Genomic DNA, 23,478 nt, shown 5'->3' on the forward strand with positions numbered 1-23,478 from the left:
CCTTAAATGAGCAAAAATTTCAGCCTATGGCCCAACAGAACAGCGACCTAGCCTATCACAATTGGGCAAAAAAATATTTAAATTAAAGTCGAGCATTTTTGTTGTAAGCGTTTTCTCAACGTGCTACTATACTGGTGAGGAAAGGAAGTACCCTCCTCAATCGACGCCTTCTCATCATGATCGTGCCGGGATGGTTCTGGGAACCACGGTCGACGATCATAGCTACCCCAGCGTTTGAAAAGCTGGTAGTCCGCAGGTCACGTAAAGTTATGGATGTTGAGAAACATTTAGACCGCGCCTTGTCAACGAGATTAGCTGACCGCGCGAAGTGTTGGTGACACAGTAGGTTACGGTAGCACCGGAATGTTGAACCATGTTTTACCCGCTCCAAGTTTCAAATTAGGTTTTAAAGTTTCAAGTTGGTGAGCGTGTTGCATCAGTTTTTCTGAGAAACAGCAGGTGATTCCAATGACCCAAGTTGTTTAACGAAACTCGTAATGTGAGTTTCATGCGTACCCTGCACCAAATAAATCACGTTCCAATTTGGAGGTGTATGACTGATAGCTAGTCATATGTGTTCCACGCGTGATGCCTATACCGCCGTTTGCCTGTCGATCAAATGGTGATGAGCGACCAGTCACGAGGTAGTCGTTGACTTCGCCCACATTAGCAGACAGTTTACAAGTGGACAGGTAGGTCAGGACAAGGGATTGCGTAAATTTAATATTGAGGTGTTAGCTCATTCAGAATTGTAAAACGAATGTCGCGCCGATTGAGGATCTTTCCTTGATTAACTAGGTTCCGGGTAGAGAAGGCTCGGAGCCTTTTTTGTCGCTGATTATTGGCGCTATAAAGAGCAAGAAGGTTTCTTAGTGCGGAGCTTGAGACTATGCTATGCTTCTTTTGAATAATAAGTGAATCAAAAGGAAGTGGTCTCATGAAGTATACAATCACAACTAATACTACGTTTCCTGTCGTGGATCTGGCTTTGGCTCAAGATGAAACGATCCAGATCGAATCTGGTTCTCTGATCTATCATAATGGTCTCGTAACCTTAAGTGGTCACATGAATGATAACGGTAAAAAAGGGCTTGGGGGCTTCGTCAGTGCTCTGGGTCGTTCTATGACGAGCGGAGAGAGCTTTTTTATCACAACAGCGACTGGAACTTCAGCCGATGCTAAAATGACCATTGCGCCGAATAACCCAGGAGCCATTAAAGCGCTCGCTATTGATGCTGATCATCAATACCGACTGAACACGGGTGCCTTTCTCGCCATGGATTCAACGGCCAGTTATAATATGGTTAGTCAAAAGACTAGTGGTGCAATCTTTGGCGGAACTGGTGGCTTCTTCATCATGGAAACTTCTGGTACAGGCACTGTCCTAGTCTCAGCCTATGGAGATATTATTCCAATTGAATTAGATGGTAATCACCAATATGTCGTTGATAATAATCACGTGATCGCTTGGGATAGTAGCTTAGAATATTCCATTAAGCCTGCCAGCGGGGTGGTTGGTTTCAAAACTGGTGAAGGCTTAGTCACGGAATTTAGTGGTAATGGCACAATCTACATTCAAACACGAAATCTACAATCGCTGGCTAATTTGATCCAACCATTTTTACCAAGCGATAAAAAATAAACTAATAAATTCGTATTTTTTACTGGTATACCGCTTAAATAAAAGGCAGCCTTCCCGAATAAATTGGAGGGCTGCCTTTATTTGGTCGACCACAAATAGCAACACGCATAATTCAATTATATTAAGGTGTCGTAGTGGTCAATTAAAACATTTTAATTTTCCTGAATGATGACTATTTTGAACGATGCACATCAAAAACAATTCTTGGGGTTCCTTTGGCCTGCCAGGCATCTTCAAAGTCAGCCAAAGGCACTTGTTTAAATGCAAAACTAAATGGCTGCTTAGACTCGGATTGAAGAATTTCTTTAAATGATTTTATAATATCGTGAACACCTACTGATCCTTGTCCAGAGCCAATTAACTGCAACTTAACTGCCCGAAAAGCTGCTCCTGGTAACGGCGCTGTCTGACCAGCCGCTGTACCAATCGAAACCCACTTTAATTCCTGCTCATCATCATTTCGATGAGGAATAATCGCCCACATCGCATTGGCAGTAACCTCACCCCACAGATAATCTAACACAACATCAATATCTTGCCCGGCCAGCGCTAATGTCTTTTTAACCGTGTCAGCTTCTTGACCCAACTCAATCACTTGGGTTGCACCTAAGTCTGACAGCTCAGATTGAGCGATGTGGCGGCCAACGGCAATAATCTCTCCGGCGCCTAAACGTTGGGCAACCTGAATAGCGATTTTTCCAGCATTTCCGGAAGCACCCAAAATCATCACTTTTTGGTGCTTTTTAAAATTGGCCCGATACTTTAGCGCCATCCACGCTGACAATGCAGGATTCATCAATCCAGCCACTTTAAATTCATTGACGTTATTTGGTAATTCAACCCAATGGCCCTTTTCAACCGCTACTTGTTCAGCAAAACTTCCATCAGCGACGAAGTAAACCTTCTTGCCGTTGGGTAGCATACCCACGCCATCAACCCCAGGCACCATGGGTAATTTTCCAGTCGCAGTGTAATGCTGGCCGGTGGCGCTTGACCGTGCCCGATTGGATAGGGACGATGCCAACACGTTGATGATCACCTCATCTGCCTGTTCATTTGGTGTTGGATAATTCGTTTCAAATTTTGGTCTCTCATCAAAATTTCTTACGACAATTGCGTTCATCATTTTTAAGACTTCCTTTTCACTTTTATATTACATGTAATATAAAATCATTATAATCACAGCATGCTAGAAAGTCAAAATATATTACTGGTAATTTAAAACAATCTAGCTTGTAACTCGCTTAACATGCCATACTAAAAAAACTACCCGCCAAAATGACAGATAGTTAAACACGATTTCTCAGTTGACGCAACGCACGATTAGTATAGTCAGGTGTTAATACCAACTAGGCTTGTCTCCGTCAGTATTTGGTTTATTAACCCCCAAAGACGCTTTTACATGTTGATCAGGGTGCGCAGCAATATCGGCCACCAACGCACCGATGCTCTTACGGGAAACCTCGGTTCCTTTAAACGGTTCGCCTTTATTCGTTAGCTCATAGCTCACTTCGTCTTCATTCTGTAACCAAGCAGGTCGAATGATCGTGTAGTCTAAGCCAGAGGTTTCAATGACCGTCGCTGCCGCAGTATATGTTGGCAAATAACCATCGTCAAGCATCTCATGATTCCACTCACCAAATGCACCAGGCACTTCATCATAAATTCCAAGTGTCGAGATCCAGATCAATCGTTTAACACCAGCATGATCCATCGCCACAACAACATTTTTCGCCTGTTGTTCAATATTACTACCAGCTAAGTTGGCATAAACGATATCTTGACCGACCATCGCTTGATTCAATGCCGCGGCATCCGTAACATCACCTGTGACCACCTTTTCATGATCTGGGGTTACCTTTTCTAGCTTATCAGGATGACGCAAGAATAACGTTAGTTGTTGGCCTTGTTCGACCATAAATTGTTCAGCAAATTGTGCGATTTGACCACCCGCACCTAAAACTAATACACGACTCATGAAAATAACCTCCTCGATTAAAATGACAAGCACGATTCTCACACATTATCCGGTGTGGTTAACCCTTGATTTCATCTGAGTCAGCCCCACTGTTTAACTGTAATTATAAATATTACAATTATAAAAACAAGCAAAAAGACTCGACAATACCTCAGAGCGAAGCAAGCCGGGTGATGTTGAGCGCTAGCGGAGGTTGACTGGTTGGCGTTTTTTGCCAATTAGGCAACCTTGGCTAGGCACAGACATCAGGCTTGTGTAGCTGGACAAATACCTCAGCGCGAAACCACCCGGGAGAGCCTGTATACTACCGGCACCTCCGTTACATCAGCGTTTTTAACACAGCCAAATCAGCTTCAACTAGCGGCCGTTTGCTGGGGAACCGGCGGACATATGATGGATGAAACATCGGGAAAAGTGACCTGATCGGGTTGCCAGCTTCATAACGTTTAACTGCCGGATGGTACTGTAACAATGGAGCCTTGATAAGTTGTCCGTGAACTTGGGTAATCTTGTATTGCGGACCCAATAACCGTTGTAAGCCGGTGTTGCCCAACGGTAATATCAGCGTATTGAGAGGAATCCGCGCTAGCTCATGGTCTAACAAGGGCGCAAATGCGGCCACTTCTGCAGCAGTTGGTTTACGATCCCGTAATCGTCCATCGTGCTCATCAAATGGTCGCGCACGTACGGCACCGGTGATATATATTTGATCACGAGTTAACCCTAATTGGGCCAGCCATTCATTTAATTCCTGTCCAGCGGGGCCTTGGAACGGGTGCCCCAACTCGGCCTCTTTCGCTCCTGGTGCTTCACTGATAATAGCCAATTTAGGTGTTAGTGAACCTTCACCAGGTACAAACCCGGTTAACTTTGGATTAGCTGCAATTAGTTGTTTCGCCGTTTCAATTTCAGCTGTCGTCATCATGGTGGTCATTTATCCCGCTCCTTCACGATCTTGTTGCCAAAAGTTATTGATACAAGCAGCTAGCTGATCAAGCCGGTTGACTGATCGCCAATATCGCCAATGTGCCGGAAAAAGTTGGGTATAGCGAGGCTGGCTAAACCGCTGATCCATTAACAAAATAATTCCTTGGTCATGCACACTACGAATTAGACGTCCGGCCGCTTGGAACACGTTGTTTAGTCCTGGTAATTGATAAGCATACTCGAATCCATGCCCATTATGCGCGTCAAAGTAATCGCGAATTAAGTCCGTCTCTGCGTTAAGACCAGGCAAACCGACGCTGACAATGCCAACCCCGATCAGGCGATCTGCTGGTAAATCGATTCCTTCCGAAAAAATCCCACCTAGTACGGCAAATCCAACTAAAGTCTTCATTGGTGACGCCTCAAAACGAGCTAAAAACATGTCGCGGTCAGCACTCGTCATCGCGCCAGTTTGACTGAGCGTATCTACATCCGGGCAAGCTTGCTCAAATGCAGCGACAACTTGCGTTAAATAACCATACGACGGCAAGAAAATTAAATAATTGCCCATTTTGCCAGACACGAGCGCTTGAATACTAGCCACAATTCGTGACAAATTGGCTGCTCGCTGTCGATAGGTGGTTTGAATATAATTCGTGATGAGAATTGCTTGATGCCGCGGTTCAAACGGTGATGGCAGTTGATAGGTCGGACCGTCTTCATCAACACCTAAAACTCGTTGATAATAGTCCAACGGCGATAAAGTCGCAGAAAACAGGACCGCTCCCCGACCTAGGTGCAGCGATTGATTCAAGAATTCACTCGGGTCTAAACAAACCAAACGTACGCTCAAGCCTTGATTTGTACCTACTAACCGGGTTCGATAGGTAGCATTGTATAGTTCACTCAAACGTAGGTAATCTAAACAACTAAAATAAACCGTCAAAACCTGTTGCAGGTCTTCAGATTCCTCTTGATGTGGTAACCAATCCCCTAGATAGTCAACAAAATGTTGCACCTCATCCGTAAACGCATCAAGCGGCGGCTGAAAGGTTAATTCGTCATTTTCCTCCGCCTCAAGTAGCTCATTGAGTGCTTTAAAGGTTTTTACTAGCGAATTAACGCGTCGATGAAAACCCCGTTCACCTTTAAACAATGGTTTTACCGCGGACACCGTTTGCTCATCCAAGCTCGTGGAATACATCTCGCGGGCGCGGCTCAATAAATTATGTGCTTCATCAATAAGGAAGAAGTTATCTTCATCAGGTTCACTAAAAAAACGTTGTAAATAGACTTTAGGATCAAACAAGTAATTGTAGTCACCGATAATAACATCGCAAAAAAGACTAGCATCAAGTGAGAATTCGAACGGGTCCACGGTATGCTTGCGCGCGTATTGCTCAATAACTGGTCGCGTCAACGCATCCTCATTCGTTAGTAAATCCATTAAAGCCGGCTTTAGCCGATCATAATACCCCAACATAAAGGGATTATCCGCCGGTGAAACATCCGCTTCTTCAGGAAACATAATCTGTTGTTTGGCTGTCAGCGTGATACTCTTTAAACGCAATCCTTGTTGCGCCATTAGCGCCATGGCTTCTTCAGCAACTCGGCGCGTACTTTGTTTGGCCGTTAAGTAGAAGGTTCGTTGCATCAGCCCCGCCCCCATCGCTTTTAACGCTGGAAACAAGGTTGAGATTGTCTTCCCAGTTCCGGTTGGTGCTTCGACTAACAATTGTTTTTTCAAAAAAATAGTCTTATAGACCGCCCCTGCAAGTTCATGCTGACCCGTCCGATAAGCTGGATACGGAAAGTTCAGCGCGTCTAGTGAGTCGTCGCGCTGGTGCCGTAATTGAGCACGTAAAATCAACCATGATTCATATTCATCCACCAACATTTGAAAGAACTCATCGGCGTCAGCTTTTGTTAATTCCTGTTCGTTAGTGGTGATGCGGTCTTCACCTGTTTGATAATAGGTAAGCTGTAGGGTGACCGAATCTAATGCCTGATCCGCCATCAATAGATATCCGTAGACTTTAACTTGACCCCAATATAAGGTGAGTGTACTGTCCGGCACATCAGTAAACGGTAAATCAGATGTTTTAATTTCTTCGATGTGGGCATGAGCTTGATCATAAAAAAGACCATCTGCACGACCATGAATCACGTAATCTTGGTGGTTCATGGTCACCGTTGTCTTCAAGCCAACCTCTTTTTGATAGTCGGAATGCGCCGCCAACCGTTGTTTTTGTAAACGACGATGAATTCTGGCACCGGTTAAGGCCGTGTTATTACTGCCAGCCGTTTGCGGATTTAAATCCCCACTGCGCAACACGAATTCAACCAATTCGCGAATGCCAAGTTTAATCATCGCCATCGTCTTCACCTCATCCGTTCAGTTTCTTGATCTACTTTAGCACAAGTTCGTCACTTATCAGGATCCATTGGTCACACCTTCCAAAAGATAACTCTTAAGATTTTGCCCACTTTAAGGAACATTAACAGACCTTTGTGGCTCAGGAGCGTATTGTTATGTACAGAAAAATTTTAGTTTGCTATGAGGTTAAGCTATGCGTCAAACTCCCTTTTTGCGCTATTTGGTCATGATTATATGCCTAATTGCCGGACTAGCTTCGTTTCAGCCAGCTAATGCGGCGACCAAGCCTGGCCAATTCAATGGCCTTACACTTGACGTTGCTCGTCACCATTACCAAATTCAGACACTCAAAAAATTCATCCACCAAGTCAAAATCGATCATGGTCAATTCGTCCAATTGCATTTAACCGACAGTCAGTCATTTGCCATCGAAAATGAGACAGTCGGTCAAACCCTGACCAACGCGATCGAATCAGATGGTGTATGGCGTAATCGAACCACCCATCAAGCTTTTTACAGTAAAGCTCAAATCGCCGCGTTGCTTGTCTATGCTAAACAACAGCAGGTGACATTAATTCCAGAAATCGATACCCCGGCCCATCTCGGTGGCTTGGTGGCAACTTTGAAGGCTAACCATCAGCAAGAATTAGTTCAACAATTGATCACGCAAAACCACAGTTACGGCCCAGAATTCAAACTCACCAACGCCAGTATCGACTTTGTCAGTCAAATTGATGCGGAAGTCGCCCGTTCCTTTACTGGTCAGGCAAACGCTCGTTTTCACCTCGGCGGCGATGAATTCACTGATAATACAAAGCCTAATCCGGCTTATGTGACCTATCTTAACCGACTTGCCGCCAACGTCGAACAGCTGGGTTTTATTCCCGAAGCTTGGAACGATGGCTTTCAAACCCATGATCTCCCAACCTTAGATCATCAAATTCAAGTCACTTATTGGAATTGGACCGCTGATGAAAAGGGGGCCGCCGGGCGAGCGCGTAAACAGAGTTGGGCGACGATGCCACAGCTTATCCACCATGGCTTCAAAGTGCTGAATTATAACGATTACTATTTATATTTTAATGTCACCAAGGCCAATTTAAAACCAGCCAACGTCACCTATATGAGTTCCGATATGAAGCAAAATTGGGATCCAACCATTTGGGACAATGATGCTCAATCCAGTCTCAATTCGCTGCATGGTATCACAGGTAGCAGTATTTCAATTTGGTGTGAATCGGATAATTCCGCCACTGATAAGCAAATCTATCAAAGCGCACGTTCATTTTTAAAAAACTTTTTAGCCCTAGCACGTCAACCAATTTAATCTTCAAATATCTCGGGGGAATTCATGAATTTAATTAGTTCTTACGTCATTTTGTATCCAGTCATTATTTCGATTGTCTGGATTATCAGTTCGATCTTTTTTACGATTCAACAACGCACCGTTCCGTTAGTCAATCAGCATCCAAATCGCGCAGGTGAACTCGTTTCCGTGCTCATCCCGGCCCATAACGAAGGTGAAACCTTAAGTGGTGTCGTTGAGTCAGTGGCCGCTTTGAATTACCAAAACATTGAACTTTTGCTCATTGACGATGGTAGTGACGATAACACGCTTACCGTCATGCATACTTTGGCAAATCAATTTGCGACGCGAATGCCAATTAAGATTGTTCCCGTTACGCCTAACCAAGGGAAAGCGAACGCGCTTAATGTTGGTGCTAAACAAGCTAATGGTGCATTTCTATTATGTCTTGACGCTGATTGCTATGTCGACAAGGATGTCCTCACACCCATGTTAGCTCGCTTCTACGACGACGATCGTTTGGGCGCCGTCGCTGGCAAGCCAATTGTTCGTAACCGGACAAGCTTATTAGGTCGTTTGGAATTACTCGAATATATTGGCGTCATCGATATTATCAAACGCGGTCAATCATTTATCACTGGTCACATTACGACTGTTTCTGGCGTGGTCGTCGCTTACCGTGCTGAAGCAATGGCGGATGTAGGCTGGTGGAATAAGGAAGCCTTAACGGAAGATATCGATGTAACCTGGCGCTTATATCAGCACAATTGGCATGTTAACTATTGCCCGCAGGCTGTGGCATGGATTTTAGTACCTGAACACGTTGGGGCTTTAATTCATCAACGCCAGCGCTGGGCGCGCGGTGGTTTTGAAGTTCTGTGGCGCAACAAGGGAATGTTTGTCCGCGGACCTTTAAGTGCTCAAGGACTCTTAATTGATATGATTCTAAGCGACACATGGGCGATTGCTTGTGCCCTCGTCCTTCTTTTTTACGTCTTCACCATTGCGTTTACGCAAACACTTGTCTTAGATGGCGTTATTTTATTTCTGCTATTGTTGATTAGTCTGGTGCAATTTCTCATCGGCTTCGCGGATTCTAAAGAATCTGATTTCATTGCCGGTCGTGATCTGCTCTTATTACCAATTTATATCGTATTCTACTGGTTTATTAATTTAGTCAGTTGCTTAACTGCTCTGGCATCATTCTTCTTGGACCCTCACCACACTGGCACCTGGCGGAGTCCAGATCGGGGGTTGTAATGAAAAACAAACAGCAAAAATCAACACTAATTATTCGCAAACGGCCCTCCCTTTTCGCCCTGCTCTATCGAGCGATTCTTTTAACTGGGCTGTGGCTTGTCACCGGTTTTATTATTTACATCAACGTTTGCTTTCTGTTCAACGTTTACTCTGATGATTTAGTGTCAGATTACTTAGTCTTGAACTTATCATTGCATCTCTACAAAGTCTTAGGCATCTTAGTGATTGTCGTTGCTGCGCTCATTACACTCTTCGGCACGATTCACATTAATCGGTTGAAAAGGAGGGCCCTTGATCGTGAGCAAAACAACGCGTAAATGGTTACTCGCTGGCTTCTTAATTTTAATTTTCGCCTGCTTAGGAATTAGTGTGCAACGTAATATCAAATTTGAATTAGGAAACAAAACCAGCTACGCCATCTCGACCCACGACCAGAACATGCGAGCAGGCATTATGGTCTTTTGTTACCACCGGGTCTTAAAAAACACCCCCACGGTTCGTTTAGATGAACGCTTATCATCCAATAGCCAATTTCACGATTTCAACGTCAATTTAAACGATTTCAAGGCCCAAATGGCTTATCTACACCGCCACCACATTCAAGTCATTTCAACGGCCGAAATGATTCAATTAGCCATGTCACACCAACGTTTAAAGCATCGCTACGTCGTCTTAACATTTGATGATATTGATCGCACAACGATTGATAATGCCCTTCCTGTCATGATGAAGTATCGCGATCCTTTTACCGTTTCCATTATTACTGGCGACACTGGCGCGTATCGGGCTGGAACAAAACTGGCCACGTGGCCGCAAATTTTAAAAATGAAAAAAATTGCTGGCGACCTTGTTACTTTTGGCGTTCACACGAACAATATGCATTATTTAACGGCATCTGGCACACCAATTTTTAACGTGCCCAGTCAATTTAGTCGATTTAAACGTGACTATGCGACTAGCCAAGACGTCATGCAAAAAAAGATCGGCGCCGAAACACCGATCTTCACATACCCTTATGGTAGTGGTGACACTCAAGTACAGACCTTTCTCGAGCGACAACCTTTACAAGTCATTTACACGTTAAATACTGGTATTGTGACACCCCACACCAATCTGAAATCAACACCGCGCGTCATTATCAACACAAATAGTTGGCCAAGTATTACCAAGTGGCTCAATCAAAAAACAACGGGATAACTTCAAAGAGAGAGTGGGACATAACGCCGAATTGAGAGCGATCACTTTATTGCTAGGCACAGTTCTCAGGCGTTTGTCGCACGTTTTGAACATGGAGACGGGGTGCACAAAAATGAAGCTTTTATTAAGTTATGTCCCAAACTCATTTTGGCTATTTAAAGTTGGCAATGAATTTTAGTTTGGTCCCAGACTCAATTGAAGCTAGTGCAATCACTTATTGATGATCACCATCAGCTAACCAAATTCAACACCAGCTTGACTTAAGGCGGTTAGGTAACTGGTTGTGAATAAAGTCCGCACGTTATCAACTTCAGCATTTTTGGCAAACATGATCACTGAAACAGCTAAGCCCCCGGTTGCCGGTAAGATGACTGGTCCTTGCACACTGACTCGACCGACAACTTCTGGATGTTTTGGTAATAGCCGCTCATTAACTTGCTTGATAACTTTATTGACTTGGTTAGTCGAGGTTCCTGGTTTGATTGGCAAATCAATCTGAACGCGCAAATGATTACGTGATTGATTAGTGATAACCGTTATACTGCTATTGGTAATGTAATTAATGCCACCATCTGCATCCTTGATTGTCGTCAACCGCAGGCCAAATCCCACGACGCGACCAGCGACTTTATCATTGATGATGACATTATCACCAACTTCCATTTGTTGTTCCATTAAGATTAAAAACCCGGCAATGACATCGCGAATGATACCTTGTGCGCCAAGCCCAACCACTACGGTGACAATTCCGGCACTCGCAATGAGTGTCCCGATTGGAAACCCTAGTACACTTAAGATTGTGTATAGATAGAAGAACACGACAATGTAGCGCGTCGTATTCTTAATCAAGGTATGTAGTGTTTCGGCCCGCTTTTGATTGATGCGCCGGTTACTCATGTAAGTATCAAAACTACGATCGATCAAAAAAATCGCCAGACGATTGACCAACCAAAATAACACTGAATACAAGATGACTTGTAAGACGCCATCGAACAGTCGCGGGCCTACTTGGCGCCATCTAAATTGATTGAAGTAAGTCGTAACACCATTTGTTAAAATTAAATTCATCTTCATTCCCCACCATTAATTCTGTTACTCACCACTTTAGCACAGCCAAGCAGTATCTACGGCACTTTTTTAGCTGACAGACTACTGATCTTCTGGCGGTAAAATTTTATGTGAAATCTCTGTTTTTGTTTATTGACTTCTAATAAACCAATTGATAAACTTACCCTATTGATATATTTTTCTTATTGCTCGGTGGCACAATGGTACTGCGCTCGACTGTTAATCGAGAGTGTGTTGGTTCGATTCCAACCCGAGCAGTCTTTACCTCCAAAAGTATGAACCATGGATCCCGGCGCATCGGCTGCGAATGCTGATGCGCCGGGATTCTTTTATGCATTCATATTATCAACCTAACTTACAAAGAAACCATATTAAACCATCTGAAACGACCCAGTTGGGCGCGATTTGGACCCTAAATGACTTCTATCACTTCCTTTTTTGACGAGCGGGTGGCTCGGGTAGGCTGGGTAGGTAGCTTTTTAATTCAAACTAATCACCGACTACTCTTGACGTCAACAAGACAAATCTTTTTGATATTGTTTTCTAAAAAAAGACGCCCACTTATCGGGCATCTTCTTGTTAAACTAATTATCCTAACGCTTTAAGAATCTTGACGTCTTCATCTTGCTGCAATTCAGGCAGAACATGAGCGTAAACTTTCTCTGTTATATTGATGGACGAATGTCCTAGTCGTTTAGAAATGGCCGCAATTTTAACACCTTTATACAGCAGGTAAGAGGCATGTGAATGTCGCAGTCCATGAAAAGTAATCGGTTGGGCAATACCAAGATTTAACTGCATTTTATTCAACTTACGGTTGATCCATGGTGCTGCAATCACCTGACGTGTTCGGCTACCGATCAACACCCTTTTCTTCGGATTTTTGATGCCATTTTTTAATTGCCACTCGTTACTAGCAACACGGTATTTCTTTAATAAATTAACTAGCCGATCAGAGATAGAAATGGTTCGATTAGAGCTAGGTGTCTTTGGTGGTTGTTCCTGTTTATTAGCTGCGTTCCAAGATTTATTGACGGTTATGGTTTGTTTTTGAAGGTCGATGTCAGACCATGTTAAAGCTAAAACCTCCGCTATCCTCAAACCGGTATCCCAACCGATAGCAACTGCAATAAGCCAATTATCTTTAACGGTGATGGCATGACTAAAAATTTCATCGCGTAGCTTTTCGAAATCAGTTGCACTTAAATATTTTAGTTCTTCCGATTGTCCTGGTTGTCCGTTCAACTTTAAGTGTACAATCGGAGATTTAGTTACCATCCCATCAGTTAACGCATCCTGGTAAAAAGCATTAAGATGAGTAAGGCGCCGCTTCAGCGTTGCCTGAGATTGGTGCTTGCCTAGTTCGTCCAAAAAGTTCTGGGCTTGAGACCGAGTCAACTGATCGACAGCTACATTGGCAAATGACTTTTTTAAAGCTTCTAACGTTGCTTTGTAGGCCGCTAAAGTCACTGGAACTATTCCGGGAGCTTTGTAACGCATAACCCATTTTTCAAAAGCGTTAGGCAATAGCATACTTCCAGCCGAAAAGTCCTTACCCTCAGCATCTTCAATGCAGACTTTATTGGCGAAGTCATTTGCTTCCGCTTTCGTTGAAAAGACTCGCTTAAAGCGTTTTCGCTTCTTAGTTACGTCGGTTAGTGAAACAGACACTTGCCAAGGCTTCCCACCCGGGGCCTTGTTTTTCATGATTTTAATACTTGCCATTAAATAACTCCTTTTATGTCAATCAAATCGCTTGTTGCGGCCAAATGTCGTTGACAAAGCGCAATACGGCCGTTCGCGGATAACGCCGCATTTTTCCTACCAAAACACAGGGGAAATTTGGTTGATGAATTACGTACCGATCTAGCGAATCCGGCGATAATCCAAGCAACCTGCCCAATTGTGCCCGTGTGAGAAGTTCTCCTGCTTCAGTCGAGTGATTAGCCTTCGAGGAACAACTTGCTGATTGGCTGGTCATTGTTTTGTCCCCCTTCCGGCAGAGGCTTAAGTTTGAAGCCAACAATGACCGATTTCCCGTGTACAGTTTTTGTATGGTCAACAAATCGGCGACCAACGACTTCGCCATCAATCTTTTTCATTTGTTTCCAAAAACTGACTTTATCGCCAAAAGTGTACGTATCATGCTGACTAACTCGACACCATTCCAGAAAAGCTGGAAAGAACTGTGGTTGATCGACTCTAGTTACGCCATCCCAAGTGATCTGTTCACGCATGAAGAGACGCACAGGATCATTGTTAAAGACGTACTCCTCCAGCGTTTGATCAATATCATCATCGGCGGCAAATTCATAATCCTTTGCGCGAAGCTTTCGTAAAGTTTCAAGCAACTTTGCAGAAATACCTGGTAATTCGTCGACCAACTTGTCGTTTAACTTCAGGTCCTGTTTCCCGTAAGTAAAGGTATTGGGAAACGTTAAGAGTCGAAGTCGGCGAGCAAGTCCATACGTATTTTCCGGTAAAAACGGTAATTGATTGAAGCTGAAAATGAACTTTGTATCCAATACCTTGTTCGTTGCCGATTGGTTCTTACGGTCAGCGGCAATAACATCACCTCCAGTTATGGCCTTCAATGACGTTGCACTGAAGACTGTGGAATCATCTTCACCGGCAATGTTAACCCGCTTAAGCACAGAGAGACCAAAGTGGTCACTTAAGTTAGCAAGTTTCTGGCCCGAAACGTTGTCCTGCCCGACCAAGTTACCCACTAATGTTGTAGCAACGGACTTACCACTACTTCCGTCAGAGTAGAAAAAGAAGAAATACGGCACTGGCCGACCGATCTGATAAGCCGTGTAAGCGATGATTTCCATAAAATATTGACGCTCGGCATCAGTGTTAAAAGTAGTTTTAAGGTAATGGTTAAATACGGGAGTTGCCACATCAGTATCAGGCGCATATGGAACAGATTTCAAACAAAGATGACTTGCCTCTTGCGGGACAACCGCTAAGGTCTCGAGATTTAAATCAACGCCGTGAGCCATTGATAAGAATTTCTGGTCGAAGTCATCAATATTGTACGAACCAACTTTTAGATTCAGTTCCGCCCTCACTTGTCCTTCTCTGTCTTTTGTCCAGACATCACACTGACGAAGTACAAAATGAATCAACTGTTTCAGCATTCTCTGGCTGTTCATCCAGACTCCAGAGTAAGTGTTGTAAACAATCATCATCGTGCGTTCTTTTTCCGAAATTTCTGTTCCCGATTGCCGGGTAACGGCAATATCAAACAGCTTCCGGATGCCCAACACAATCCGCTCGAAATCTTTCGTTGTGGTACTTTCATCGTCAACATCGAGACCCATTAGGTGAATCAACCATTCTTGACTAATTTGCTCGATCAAACTTTCTAACTCTACGGGTATGCCCCCTTTAGTTCGCTCGACCGACTCGGCATGTGCTTCACCGATTATTTGAATGACCTGACTACTAATTGCAGTCCCAAGTGCGCATTCTTCCGATTCTAGATAACAGAATAAAAGGCCAAGTTCGTTGTCTGACATTGATAAAACTGTTTCTTTAAAGCGTTTTCCATTAGGCAACTGATCTAAATCCATGTCTGCGTCACTTCTTAGGCACTGTTTGACCGTTCGCTTCTCGTCATCGATATTTTTTTGATTTTTCACTGATTTATTCATGGTTTTCCCCCTTGTACTCAAATCTTCTCTGATTGACGACAGTCGACTTTTGTCGGATGGATTGTCGTTGTGCGTACCCTCGTTTCCATCGATCATGGTCAAACAATCCTTGAGATTTAAAGTTAAGCGGGAAGATGACTCGCCAGAAGTAATAACACTTTTATCGTTTAGCACACTCACAATGTTTAATCGGAATTTGAGTAAACCAAGTGATAGTGACAATATAATTAAAACATTTAACAAAGTCATTGATTAATAACCTCCAGATTTAAATTATTCATCATCCGTCGATGATCTTGTACGTATTCGCGAATACATAATTTAAGTCTAGCGGAAACTAATTTTTGTGGACGCGTTTTTTTTAAAAAGTATCAACTAGCCAATGATTAGTAGATAAGTTGCAATTCCTATTTCTTTTTTTGGGATTTTTTAGCTTTTTTTGTGCCATTTTTTGTTTTTTGTGCTAGTCCTATTTTCACTTGATTTTTAGTATCTCGGTACAAATCGCGATGATAATTTTTAATGAAATTCTAATTCCGATCTTCATTTTATATGTCCTTAAAAAATCCCAACGCCATTTGTGACGTTGGGATTTAGCCTATTTATTCATTTTCATCGTCTGAATCATCATTATTAGCACTCGACGTGTCCGGCCCCATAATGTTACCACCAATTGATGGATAAGAGCTTACAACCCGTTCATAGAAGACTCCAATATCCCCACCTTTTTCTTCTGATTCAGTGTACTGTTGCACCAAGAAACCATCAGGTACAGATCGCAATGCTGCTGCATCACAACCAAAGTTACTAACTAGGTCACCACGCATTTCTTCAGCTGTAGCGCCATCGGGAGCTACTGTTGGTGCTGCGGATGTAGCTTCGCTACTACTCTGGTCTTGACTTGATGATTGTTCTGAATTCACTGTAACCGACGACGCTGCACTACTCTGGCTCTTTTGATGCTTTAGCTTTTCATTTTCTTTCTTCAAACTAGCTAAGCGACGACTACTAGCTGCTTGACTAGATGTATCACTTTTCTTTTGAGTATGGTTGGTACCACATGCTGACAATATCAGCATTTGTACTACTGCGATGCCCAGTAAAATTGATTTATTCTTCATTACCTACACTCCAATACTTAGCCTATTTGTTGAATTAATTTCTTTAATTCGGCTTGAGCTGCAGAATCACTAGATCGGGTAAACGACAGAGAAGTCTCATTGCCGCGTTGTCCAAAACCTGTGTCAGGGCTGATCCTTCCTGAACTATTCTTCAGTTCATAGACCACACCATTGGACCCCAGAAGGTACTTGCTAGACGATTTACTGAAATCCATGTTGGTGGAATAACCGTCAGCAAACGAACCACTCTGTAGTCGATTATCCAACCCAGTCGTTCCATCCCTAGATGTATAGAAGATCACTCCACCTAATGCTTGGATTTCATATGATCCCGCATCGTTCTGCACATCTTGGACTAACACCTTTCCATCAGGTGTGTTGGCAACCCAGTCCGCCGCTTCGTCAGATCCATGGTCAAAATACCATGGACTTACTGCCATATTGCCAATCTTTGCTCGTTCACTGGCCCAGTCTAAAAAGGCTTGGTTGATCTGTTCTTTTTGTGCATCACTGAAGCTCTTCGGTGCAGTTGCTTGAGTACTTGTCTCTGATGCCGAATCACTTGAGGATCGGTCTGCCTTTAGCTTAGAGTTCTCCCTGGCTAAACTACTAGCTTCATCATTATGCTGCTCTTTTTTACTCGTTTGGGTACTACCGGCCTGCTGATGAATACCAAAATACCAGTAACTGCCCCCAGCGCTGACTGCGACAAGTAAAATTGCAAGCAAAATACCAAGCCAGATGTGGTGACGGGGTTGAGGATGATTGGGTGACGGGGTTGCAGCTGAGGGGGTATTGATCGGTGCTTGTGAGTAATTAGTTTGTCCTTGGTCAGTCTTGGTAGCTTCAACTGGCACAGCCGAAATATCAGTACCACAGTTACGACAAAACTTCGCACTCGCTGGATTTAACGTGCCACATTGTGGACATTTCTTCATATGGTTCACCTCCTAGACGTAATACAATTCCATGTCGAACGTGCTATGGTCGCCAGCAATATTGAAATAAAAGTCCCCTTGCAATTGCCGGTCTCCCTGTTCCCCGTTAGCTGTGAACTTATATTTACCTGGGAAAAGGCCTTGCTTCAATTCATCAGGTTTAAAGGATTGCTTCTTGCCATTGTTAGTAAACGTAAACTTCAAATCATTCAAATTGTAGATAGACGTCAAGTCAACTGATGTTGGCTTTGCTACCAAGTAGTAAGAATCGAACAGTCCTAGAACCTTCTTTGATTCAACGTAGAACTTATAATGAACGGACGTCCCACCAACAGTTCGTTCATTAACGACCTGCTCCCCGATTTCTTGTAGTGGCAGTGACGCATGATCGTGCCACTGCTCAACAACGCTTTGAGAACCAATGTCAGCAAACTTCAAATCTTGGCTATCTTGATCGAACTGCTTTAGAAACAGTTCGCCATCCTGGTTTTGGACTGACTTGGTGATGTTATCTTCAAGCCTAGCCTTCGAAATAATAAAGTGACGTTGAAGACCTACGATAAGTGACAATCCCATGATGATTAACAATCCAATTAAAATGTAACTTCCAGTCTGCTTTTTCATGATTTTCATCACACTATCCTTTCGTCACTTCCACAGGCTCTGGACCATAATCATTGGTGCCACGGGTTCCATGGTCCAAGGACCAGATCAATAGGAGAATGGATCCAACGAGAGGAATTAATATAAACAAATAGTAAGTTCCTGCTTTATTAACATCATGTAACCTTCGAATCCAAATAGTCGTTGCCGGAATCATAAACGCAATATCCAGCAATAGACCAACAATCGGAACTAAGGCCATGATGACTAAGATACCTAACCCAATTACGAAAAATCCTAACATCGCGTACCAAAAGTCTGCCAGTGATGTCCGTCCATCAATTGTGACAATCTTATTAAACGCATCCTGCGTGGCCGCAACGGTCTTTGTTATGATGTTACCTTCTGTTGCTGCTTGACCAGTAGTTGGTCCCTGCTGAAAGCTATTACTGTTATTAAATGTTTGCTGAGCCTGTGACTGTTGTTGATACTGCGATGCGGATTGGACATTTTGTTGTCGCGGTTGTTCAACTGATTGAGGTTGAACAACTTGTTGTGCCTGTTGAATAGGTTGCAGTTGTTCAACTTGTTCTTGAACTTGGTCACTAGTCACTACCTGCGATGATTCTGCTGATCCGTTACTAAACTCCTCTTGCGCTGCCCCACAAAAGGGACAGAACTTAGCGGATACACTGATTTTCTTCCCACATTGATTACAAAATTTCGTTGCTACATCTGCCATAACTGTTCCCCCGACTCTTCATTTATTTAGTCTTTTTTTGATCGATTGGCCTCGTTGATAACTTGGCGAACCCAGCGCTTGGTAAACCCATATTTCCGTGCCAAAGCATCCGCATTGGACCCGTTGTAATCCTCAGTAATCTTTGCCTTAACTTTGGTTCGATCGTTCAAGTGCACAGGAAAATTCACTTCTTCACCCTTAAATGCATCCCATAACGCCAGCAAGGCCGCCTCACCAAGCAGTTCGTAAATACGTCGGTAAACTTCTGGCAAGGCCGCCGGATCGACGTGTTGGTCCTTTGACATAACATCACTCCTATCACATTATTCATAATATCAACAGTTAAATGTTGTTACTAATGCACGGCGAACGACTAGTGTCATGCGTTAGTGAAGTAACTTCATCACAATTACTAATCAGCTTAAATAAAGTTAGCTTTTTGGACCAATTACGCCAATTACAGGATCTATTGATTCTTAAGAACATTCATCACCGTACATAAGACTTTCGTCGTTAATCTTGCTAATTTCTCATCTGGGACCAGATCACTTTACCTTGTTCATCGATAATTCCCTCGATAAACGGGTCGTTACGACCTTCTGCATCGCGAATAAAATACACGGTGTATGTCCTGTCAGCTTTATCCCAACCAAACATATCGACCATCAGCCATTGCGGCAAAGTCCAAATAACAACGTCCTTCAATAAGGCGTCATCAAGTTCGTCAGGAGCTAATACCACTGATTCCTGACTAACTTCACTACTCTTGGCTGTACGATCAGCAAACTGTCTAATCAATGCTAATGCCCGCGCTTCTTCATTCATGACTTCAACTTAAAAAAGCCGACGATCATAGTCGTCAGCTTTTATCCTTTCAATTGATTTTCTTCATATAAATGCCAGTCGCTTCTGATTTCGGGGGTGAGTGGGTGGCTAGGGTGGTAGCGTTTCGTTCCAAGAAATTTTAATTTAGGGGATGGCTTAGCAGACCTAACCAACCCGATTAATTGAGTCTGTTCATCTGCAGCTATTTCATTAAGTCGCGGCAAAGAGCCAGTCGCAATAATAACAACGTCAACCTTAGTAATTAGACTGGTGATTTGGGCTAGGTTCTCTGTACTAATGGCCTTTTTTAGCCTGGACTTAGTTCGGGTCGTTAGCCCTACTTGGCTGAACAAATTTACCAAGATTGCCCCGCCATATCCTAACAAATGAACATGTTTGATAATCTGATGGGTTGTTTCATCCAATTTCAAAGGGTCAATGGATCCCGGCCAATTAGTCACAATCATCGCTAATGGCTCTTTGTCATTCCACTTATACATCGCACTGTAACGATGAAAACCTGATTCAGTCCTTATGACTGTGATGTCTAATTTCAGTTTATCAGTTACAATTTTTTCAACCATCTGCTTACGCTCCTTTTTCATTTATGAATCATTCAGATAATATATGTTTGTAATTGTTAATCAATCAGCACTCGAGTCTGGACTCGAAAAAAATAACGCAAACATCAACGGACGTCTGCGTTACTTTGCTCTTAGTTCTAGTTGTATTTCTAAATGATTAATTGACCTATTTTCCTTGTTCCACCAATGTTTTCTGATGCTTCTCTTGCGTCTTGTTGTGACCCCCGATTTATTCTACCTGTCCATTGCATGTTTAAAGCCTCTTTAATGATTGTCAAAATGGTTTGGTCCCGATTTGGTCCCAATCGTAATCGACTTTTCTTAGTTTGCATCAGATCTTGTCGATGTTTCGTGTTCAACCCGAGCAGTCTTTACCTCCAAAAGTACTAACCTTAATGGCTTAATCACTAACACCTAGTGATTAAGCCATTTTTTATTTAAGCCCATCGCAAATTTATTAACTAAGGGTTCAGAATCAGGTCAGATAAACAAGCATTATCACTGTAAGCTGACACCATTCGATTAATAGTAATTTGCTAGAACAAAGGCTATTCTAGGAGCGCTCAACTAAAAACTAGTGTTTGAATTAATTCAAACACTAGTCGTATTAAAATTTTGATTTTTTCAATGCTTTATCTTTTCATAGAAAATGATTAAACAACGTTGGCCAACTTTAGCACGATTATCCCTGCCAGTATTATCTATGGCTACATTCATTACCCTTTGGGCTAAGAACCTGGCAAATAGATAATACCGTCAACGAAAATTAATCTGAAAATGTTCCAATCCCTCGACTCCTTGAACGTTTACCTGCATTTTATCAGTTAATTGTCCCGCTATCCAAAAACCAGTGTGTTTGTGTTCGGCAAAGCTAAATCGGTAACGAACTTCACCATTATGTGTCTCGACCGTAAGCTGGCAATGAGAAATATCTGATAACGTAATTGCTTGATCTGCTCTTTGTGGATCAACATAAATTTGAGTCATCTCACTCACCTCCGGCTACATTGTAACAGCAAGCTATTAGCAGGTACACCTAAAAATATTTTTAGCTAATCAAAAATCGTCCATCTTGAGGATGAACGACCAAAATTAATGCAATATATTATTAGGTGTTTCGTAGATGGCATCTAGTCCGATCTCAACGAGGTAAACTAGCTATAGAATAGCTTCATCTCAATATCTTGATTATAATTACCAAAACCATGTCCAAAGATCGTGCAACCGCCACGATTTTGGGCATTTTTTTTAACTTCAAAGCGAACCGTAATTGTATCCCCATCAATCTTTAGATCGTCTAAAGACGCGTCGGCAAACGGTTGTCCATCTAAGTAACTGCCATGATCAGTCACCCGAAGTACCTTTAGTATCCCATATTGATTGACATTGTCAGGCACCCATAGCGGTGTGTATTTACCGCGCGTATCAGAGAAGTCTCCAGGACTCGTCCACAAGCCAATATCATGGCCATTGATTGAAAACGTAATATCTGAAGGCCAGACATTGTTTGAAAACGGAAATTCAGAACCTAGCTCCATAGAAAGGTCTAACATTTCAAGCTGGTCGTTGCGCGCTAAATAATTTGGAAATTGATATTCAACAAATCCTTGTGTCCACCAGATCATTCCCGCATTGATCCGCTCTGGATCCATGAAGTAAGCTGGATTATCCACTTTGCCAATGTAGTCAGTTTTTCCAGCCAACCCACAGGACGGGGCCACCGAAAAATTCGTATAGTGTCCTACCGGGACTTGCGTCGTATACAAGTCAAAGGCTGTGTAAATTTCCTGAGGAAAATTGACATTAATATGATCGACCTTTAGGCGTGAAACCTTATTATGCCCTTGCCGCTCAAATTCTATTAAACCAGCCTCAGCTAATTTATTCAGGTGCATTAAGACGATCGTACTACTCAGATGTAATTCGGACGCGATCTCTTGAACACTCAACTTTTTGTAAGAAAGACGTCTCAAAATCTCTAAACGAACATCACTAGCTAACGCCTTATATGTTTTAAGCGACGTGTCAGATAAATCTAGCTCCATTTTAATAGCAACCTTTTCATTATAATTAACTTCAAAACAAACAAAAACGTCATTTTATTTGAAGAAATAGTGAACTCTTCGCCATTAATAGTAACATAACTGTTAATCAAATGGATATTTTTATTCCTAAATAACAATAACAATGTTGTAAGCGATCGTGTAAGCGCTTACGATATATATGTACACATGTGAACAAACATTAACTACGTAGCGAAAGGAACTTTTGCTTATGACTTCAACAAACAATTATGTTAATCCGCTAATTATTCAGCGGGCAGACCCGTTCATTTATCGTCACACCGATGGCTATTACTATTTTACTGCTTCAGTCCCGGCTTACAACCTAATTGAGATCCGTCGGGCTAAGACACTCGCTGGCTTAGCCCACGCGGCCCCTCGCACCATTTGGCGTAAACATGATCACGGTCCCATGAGTCAACTAATTTGGGCGCCCGAGCTGCACTTCATTAACGGTCATTGGTTTATTTACTTTGCCGCAGCAGAAACCACTACCTTTGATCAAAATGGGATGTTTCAACACCGCATGTTCTGTCTAGAATGCGACAATGCAAATCCGATGCGTGACGAAACCGACTGGCATGAGCATGGTCAAATTGTCACCCCACTTGATTCATTTTCTTTAGATGCAACCTGTTTTACTGCCGACAACCGACTGTATTACGTTTGGGCTCAAAAAGATCCTGCTATCAAGGGCAACTCAAATCTATATATTGCTGAAATGAGCAATCCTTGGACGCTCTCATCCGCTCCCGTGATGCTGAGCAAACCGGAATTCGAATGGGAAACGCGCGGTTTTTGGGTTAACGAGGGGCCGGCTGTTATTCACCGAAATGGTCGCTACTTCATCACCTATTCTGCCAGTGCCACTGACGAAAATTACTGCATGGGGCTATTAAGCATTTCAGATGCTGATGATCTACTCGATGCAAATAATTGGCAAAAATCAGACCATCCCGTCTTTCAAAGCGACATCGCTCACAACCAATTTGGCCCAGGTCACAACTCGTTTACGATAGCTGAAGATGGACAAACTGACATCATGGTTTACCACTGCCGTAATTACACCGATATTAAAGGTGATCCGCTATATGATCCTAATCGGCATACCAAAATTCAGGCATTCACCTGGAATGCAGACGGAACACCAAACTTTGGCATTCCAGTGCCTTATAACTACGAATAGGG

General features: G+C 42.9%; 22 protein-coding genes and 1 tRNA gene. 7 read left to right on the forward strand and 16 right to left on the reverse strand.

Annotation, left to right across the window (positions count from 1 at the left end; genetic code table 11):
* Positions 1 to 937: 937 nt before the first annotated feature.
* Positions 938 to 1,642 (forward strand): TIGR00266 family protein, encoded by a 705-nt coding sequence (locus AC27FN_RS04540; RefSeq protein WP_487166830.1) that lies wholly within the window; start codon positions 938 to 940, stop codon positions 1,640 to 1,642.
* Between the two features lie 172 nt (positions 1,643 to 1,814).
* Here the strand turns inward: AC27FN_RS04540 and AC27FN_RS04545 are convergent, their stop codons facing one another.
* The 4 genes from AC27FN_RS04545 to AC27FN_RS04560 form a co-directional block, all read right to left on the reverse strand.
* Complete coding sequence (locus AC27FN_RS04545; protein ID WP_487166831.1) at positions 1,815 to 2,768, reverse strand: quinone oxidoreductase family protein; 954 nt, start codon at positions 2,766 to 2,768, stop codon at positions 1,815 to 1,817.
* A gap of 213 nt (positions 2,769 to 2,981) precedes the next feature.
* Positions 2,982 to 3,620, reverse strand: a complete 639-nt coding sequence (locus AC27FN_RS04550) for an SDR family oxidoreductase (protein ID WP_487166832.1) — start codon at positions 3,618 to 3,620, stop codon at positions 2,982 to 2,984.
* Between the two features lie 319 nt (positions 3,621 to 3,939).
* Complete coding sequence (locus tag AC27FN_RS04555; RefSeq protein ID WP_487166833.1) at positions 3,940 to 4,554, reverse strand: uracil-DNA glycosylase; 615 nt, start codon at positions 4,552 to 4,554, stop codon at positions 3,940 to 3,942.
* Positions 4,555 to 6,924, reverse strand: coding sequence for an ATP-dependent DNA helicase (locus tag AC27FN_RS04560; protein ID WP_487166834.1), 2,370 nt, complete (start codon positions 6,922 to 6,924; stop codon positions 4,555 to 4,557).
* 193 nt (positions 6,925 to 7,117) lie between these two features.
* Between AC27FN_RS04560 and AC27FN_RS04565 the strand changes: the two genes are divergently transcribed.
* The 4 genes from AC27FN_RS04565 to AC27FN_RS04580 are packed head-to-tail and all read left to right on the forward strand — an operon-like array spanning position 7,118 to position 10,687.
* The gene (locus AC27FN_RS04565) at positions 7,118 to 8,251 is read left to right on the forward strand and encodes a family 20 glycosylhydrolase (RefSeq protein ID WP_487166835.1); all 1,134 of its coding nucleotides are present in this window, start codon (positions 7,118 to 7,120) and stop codon (positions 8,249 to 8,251) included.
* Between the two features lie 24 nt (positions 8,252 to 8,275).
* On the forward strand, positions 8,276 to 9,490 hold the full coding sequence (locus AC27FN_RS04570; RefSeq protein ID WP_487166836.1) for a glycosyltransferase family 2 protein: 1,215 nt from the start codon (positions 8,276 to 8,278) through the stop codon (positions 9,488 to 9,490).
* The gene (locus AC27FN_RS04575; RefSeq protein WP_487166837.1) at positions 9,490 to 9,807 is read left to right on the forward strand and encodes a hypothetical protein; all 318 of its coding nucleotides are present in this window, start codon (positions 9,490 to 9,492) and stop codon (positions 9,805 to 9,807) included. The genes AC27FN_RS04570 and AC27FN_RS04575 overlap by 1 nt, the downstream gene beginning before the upstream one ends.
* Positions 9,788 to 10,687 carry a polysaccharide deacetylase family protein gene (locus AC27FN_RS04580; RefSeq protein WP_487166838.1) on the forward strand — a complete coding sequence of 300 codons (900 nt, stop codon included), beginning with the start codon at positions 9,788 to 9,790 and terminating at the stop codon, positions 10,685 to 10,687. The genes AC27FN_RS04575 and AC27FN_RS04580 overlap by 20 nt, the downstream gene beginning before the upstream one ends.
* 234 nt (positions 10,688 to 10,921) lie before the next feature.
* Here AC27FN_RS04580 and AC27FN_RS04585 read toward each other — a convergent pair whose 3' ends face one another.
* On the reverse strand, positions 10,922 to 11,755 hold the full coding sequence (locus AC27FN_RS04585; RefSeq protein WP_487166839.1) for a mechanosensitive ion channel family protein: 834 nt from the start codon (positions 11,753 to 11,755) through the stop codon (positions 10,922 to 10,924).
* A gap of 186 nt (positions 11,756 to 11,941) precedes the next feature.
* On the opposite strand from AC27FN_RS04585, the gene AC27FN_RS04590 reads away from it, so the two are divergent.
* A tRNA-Asn gene (locus AC27FN_RS04590) sits at positions 11,942 to 12,013 on the forward strand.
* 330 nt (positions 12,014 to 12,343) lie between these two features.
* Here AC27FN_RS04590 and AC27FN_RS04595 read toward each other — a convergent pair.
* The 11 genes from AC27FN_RS04595 to AC27FN_RS04645 all read right to left on the reverse strand — a co-directional run bounded on the left by AC27FN_RS04595 (position 12,344) and on the right by AC27FN_RS04645 (position 22,272).
* The gene (locus AC27FN_RS04595) at positions 12,344 to 13,480 is read right to left on the reverse strand and encodes a tyrosine-type recombinase/integrase (protein ID WP_487166840.1); all 1,137 of its coding nucleotides are present in this window, start codon (positions 13,478 to 13,480) and stop codon (positions 12,344 to 12,346) included.
* Between the two features lie 218 nt (positions 13,481 to 13,698).
* Positions 13,699 to 15,663 carry a DNA primase family protein gene (locus AC27FN_RS04600; RefSeq protein WP_487166841.1) on the reverse strand — a complete coding sequence of 655 codons (1,965 nt, stop codon included), beginning with the start codon at positions 15,661 to 15,663 and terminating at the stop codon, positions 13,699 to 13,701.
* A 353-nt stretch (positions 15,664 to 16,016) separates the two neighbouring features.
* A complete protein-coding gene (locus AC27FN_RS04605) occupies positions 16,017 to 16,535 on the reverse strand; it encodes a hypothetical protein (RefSeq protein WP_487166842.1) in 519 nt (172 codons plus the stop codon).
* A gap of 17 nt (positions 16,536 to 16,552) precedes the next feature.
* Positions 16,553 to 17,473: a zinc-ribbon domain-containing protein gene (locus AC27FN_RS04610; RefSeq protein WP_487166843.1), complete on the reverse strand. Its 921-nt coding sequence runs from the start codon at positions 17,471 to 17,473 to the stop codon at positions 16,553 to 16,555.
* Between the two features lie 12 nt (positions 17,474 to 17,485).
* Positions 17,486 to 18,106, reverse strand: a complete 621-nt coding sequence (locus tag AC27FN_RS04615) for a zinc ribbon domain-containing protein (protein ID WP_487166844.1) — start codon at positions 18,104 to 18,106, stop codon at positions 17,486 to 17,488.
* Positions 18,107 to 18,110: 4 nt separating this feature from the next.
* Positions 18,111 to 18,818, reverse strand: a complete 708-nt coding sequence (locus AC27FN_RS04620; RefSeq protein ID WP_487166845.1) for a DUF805 domain-containing protein — start codon at positions 18,816 to 18,818, stop codon at positions 18,111 to 18,113.
* Between the two features lie 26 nt (positions 18,819 to 18,844).
* Positions 18,845 to 19,123 (reverse strand): Mor transcription activator family protein, encoded by a 279-nt coding sequence (locus AC27FN_RS04625; RefSeq protein ID WP_487166846.1) that lies wholly within the window; start codon positions 19,121 to 19,123, stop codon positions 18,845 to 18,847.
* Positions 19,124 to 19,340: 217 nt separating this feature from the next.
* A complete protein-coding gene (locus AC27FN_RS04630; RefSeq protein ID WP_487166847.1) occupies positions 19,341 to 19,643 on the reverse strand; it encodes a hypothetical protein in 303 nt (100 codons plus the stop codon).
* Between the two features lie 41 nt (positions 19,644 to 19,684).
* A complete protein-coding gene (locus AC27FN_RS04635) occupies positions 19,685 to 20,227 on the reverse strand; it encodes a DUF1643 domain-containing protein (RefSeq protein ID WP_487166848.1) in 543 nt (180 codons plus the stop codon).
* A 756-nt stretch (positions 20,228 to 20,983) separates the two neighbouring features.
* Positions 20,984 to 21,214: a hypothetical protein gene (locus AC27FN_RS04640; protein ID WP_487166849.1), complete on the reverse strand. Its 231-nt coding sequence runs from the start codon at positions 21,212 to 21,214 to the stop codon at positions 20,984 to 20,986.
* 167 nt (positions 21,215 to 21,381) lie between these two features.
* Positions 21,382 to 22,272, reverse strand: a complete 891-nt coding sequence (locus AC27FN_RS04645) for an ArsR/SmtB family transcription factor (RefSeq protein WP_487166850.1) — start codon at positions 22,270 to 22,272, stop codon at positions 21,382 to 21,384.
* A gap of 229 nt (positions 22,273 to 22,501) precedes the next feature.
* Between AC27FN_RS04645 and AC27FN_RS04650 the strand changes: the two genes are divergently transcribed.
* Positions 22,502 to 23,476 carry a glycoside hydrolase family 43 protein gene (locus tag AC27FN_RS04650; RefSeq protein WP_487166851.1) on the forward strand — a complete coding sequence of 325 codons (975 nt, stop codon included), beginning with the start codon at positions 22,502 to 22,504 and terminating at the stop codon, positions 23,474 to 23,476.
* The last annotated feature ends 2 nt before the right edge of the window (positions 23,477 to 23,478 follow it).

This window comes from Furfurilactobacillus sp. W61-4 (assembly GCF_057545565.1).

Excerpts from the sequence above, each read along its gene's own strand:
- AC27FN_RS04540 (WP_487166830.1), top strand. The coding sequence starts at position 938 with ATGAAGTATACAATCACAACTAATACTACGTTTCCTGTCGTGGATCTG.
- AC27FN_RS04545 (WP_487166831.1), bottom strand. The coding sequence starts at position 2,768 with ATGATGAACGCAATTGTCGTAAGAAATTTTGATGAGAGACCAAAATTT.
- AC27FN_RS04550 (WP_487166832.1), bottom strand. The coding sequence starts at position 3,620 with ATGAGTCGTGTATTAGTTTTAGGTGCGGGTGGTCAAATCGCACAATTT.
- AC27FN_RS04555 (WP_487166833.1), bottom strand. The coding sequence starts at position 4,554 with ATGACCACCATGATGACGACAGCTGAAATTGAAACGGCGAAACAACTA.
- AC27FN_RS04560 (WP_487166834.1), bottom strand. The coding sequence starts at position 6,924 with ATGGCGATGATTAAACTTGGCATTCGCGAATTGGTTGAATTCGTGTTG.
- AC27FN_RS04565 (WP_487166835.1), top strand. The coding sequence starts at position 7,118 with ATGCGTCAAACTCCCTTTTTGCGCTATTTGGTCATGATTATATGCCTA.
- AC27FN_RS04570 (WP_487166836.1), top strand. The coding sequence starts at position 8,276 with ATGAATTTAATTAGTTCTTACGTCATTTTGTATCCAGTCATTATTTCG.
- AC27FN_RS04575 (WP_487166837.1), top strand. The coding sequence starts at position 9,490 with ATGAAAAACAAACAGCAAAAATCAACACTAATTATTCGCAAACGGCCC.
- AC27FN_RS04585 (WP_487166839.1), bottom strand. The coding sequence starts at position 11,755 with ATGAATTTAATTTTAACAAATGGTGTTACGACTTACTTCAATCAATTT.
- AC27FN_RS04595 (WP_487166840.1), bottom strand. The coding sequence starts at position 13,480 with ATGGCAAGTATTAAAATCATGAAAAACAAGGCCCCGGGTGGGAAGCCT.
- AC27FN_RS04600 (WP_487166841.1), bottom strand. The coding sequence starts at position 15,663 with ATGACTTTGTTAAATGTTTTAATTATATTGTCACTATCACTTGGTTTA.
- AC27FN_RS04605 (WP_487166842.1), bottom strand. The coding sequence starts at position 16,535 with ATGAAGAATAAATCAATTTTACTGGGCATCGCAGTAGTACAAATGCTG.
- AC27FN_RS04610 (WP_487166843.1), bottom strand. The coding sequence starts at position 17,473 with ATGAAGAAATGTCCACAATGTGGCACGTTAAATCCAGCGAGTGCGAAG.
- AC27FN_RS04615 (WP_487166844.1), bottom strand. The coding sequence starts at position 18,106 with ATGAAAATCATGAAAAAGCAGACTGGAAGTTACATTTTAATTGGATTG.
- AC27FN_RS04620 (WP_487166845.1), bottom strand. The coding sequence starts at position 18,818 with ATGGCAGATGTAGCAACGAAATTTTGTAATCAATGTGGGAAGAAAATC.
- AC27FN_RS04625 (WP_487166846.1), bottom strand. The coding sequence starts at position 19,123 with ATGTCAAAGGACCAACACGTCGATCCGGCGGCCTTGCCAGAAGTTTAC.
- AC27FN_RS04630 (WP_487166847.1), bottom strand. The coding sequence starts at position 19,643 with ATGAATGAAGAAGCGCGGGCATTAGCATTGATTAGACAGTTTGCTGAT.
- AC27FN_RS04635 (WP_487166848.1), bottom strand. The coding sequence starts at position 20,227 with ATGGTTGAAAAAATTGTAACTGATAAACTGAAATTAGACATCACAGTC.
- AC27FN_RS04640 (WP_487166849.1), bottom strand. The coding sequence starts at position 21,214 with ATGACTCAAATTTATGTTGATCCACAAAGAGCAGATCAAGCAATTACG.
- AC27FN_RS04645 (WP_487166850.1), bottom strand. The coding sequence starts at position 22,272 with ATGGAGCTAGATTTATCTGACACGTCGCTTAAAACATATAAGGCGTTA.
- AC27FN_RS04650 (WP_487166851.1), top strand. The coding sequence starts at position 22,502 with ATGACTTCAACAAACAATTATGTTAATCCGCTAATTATTCAGCGGGCA.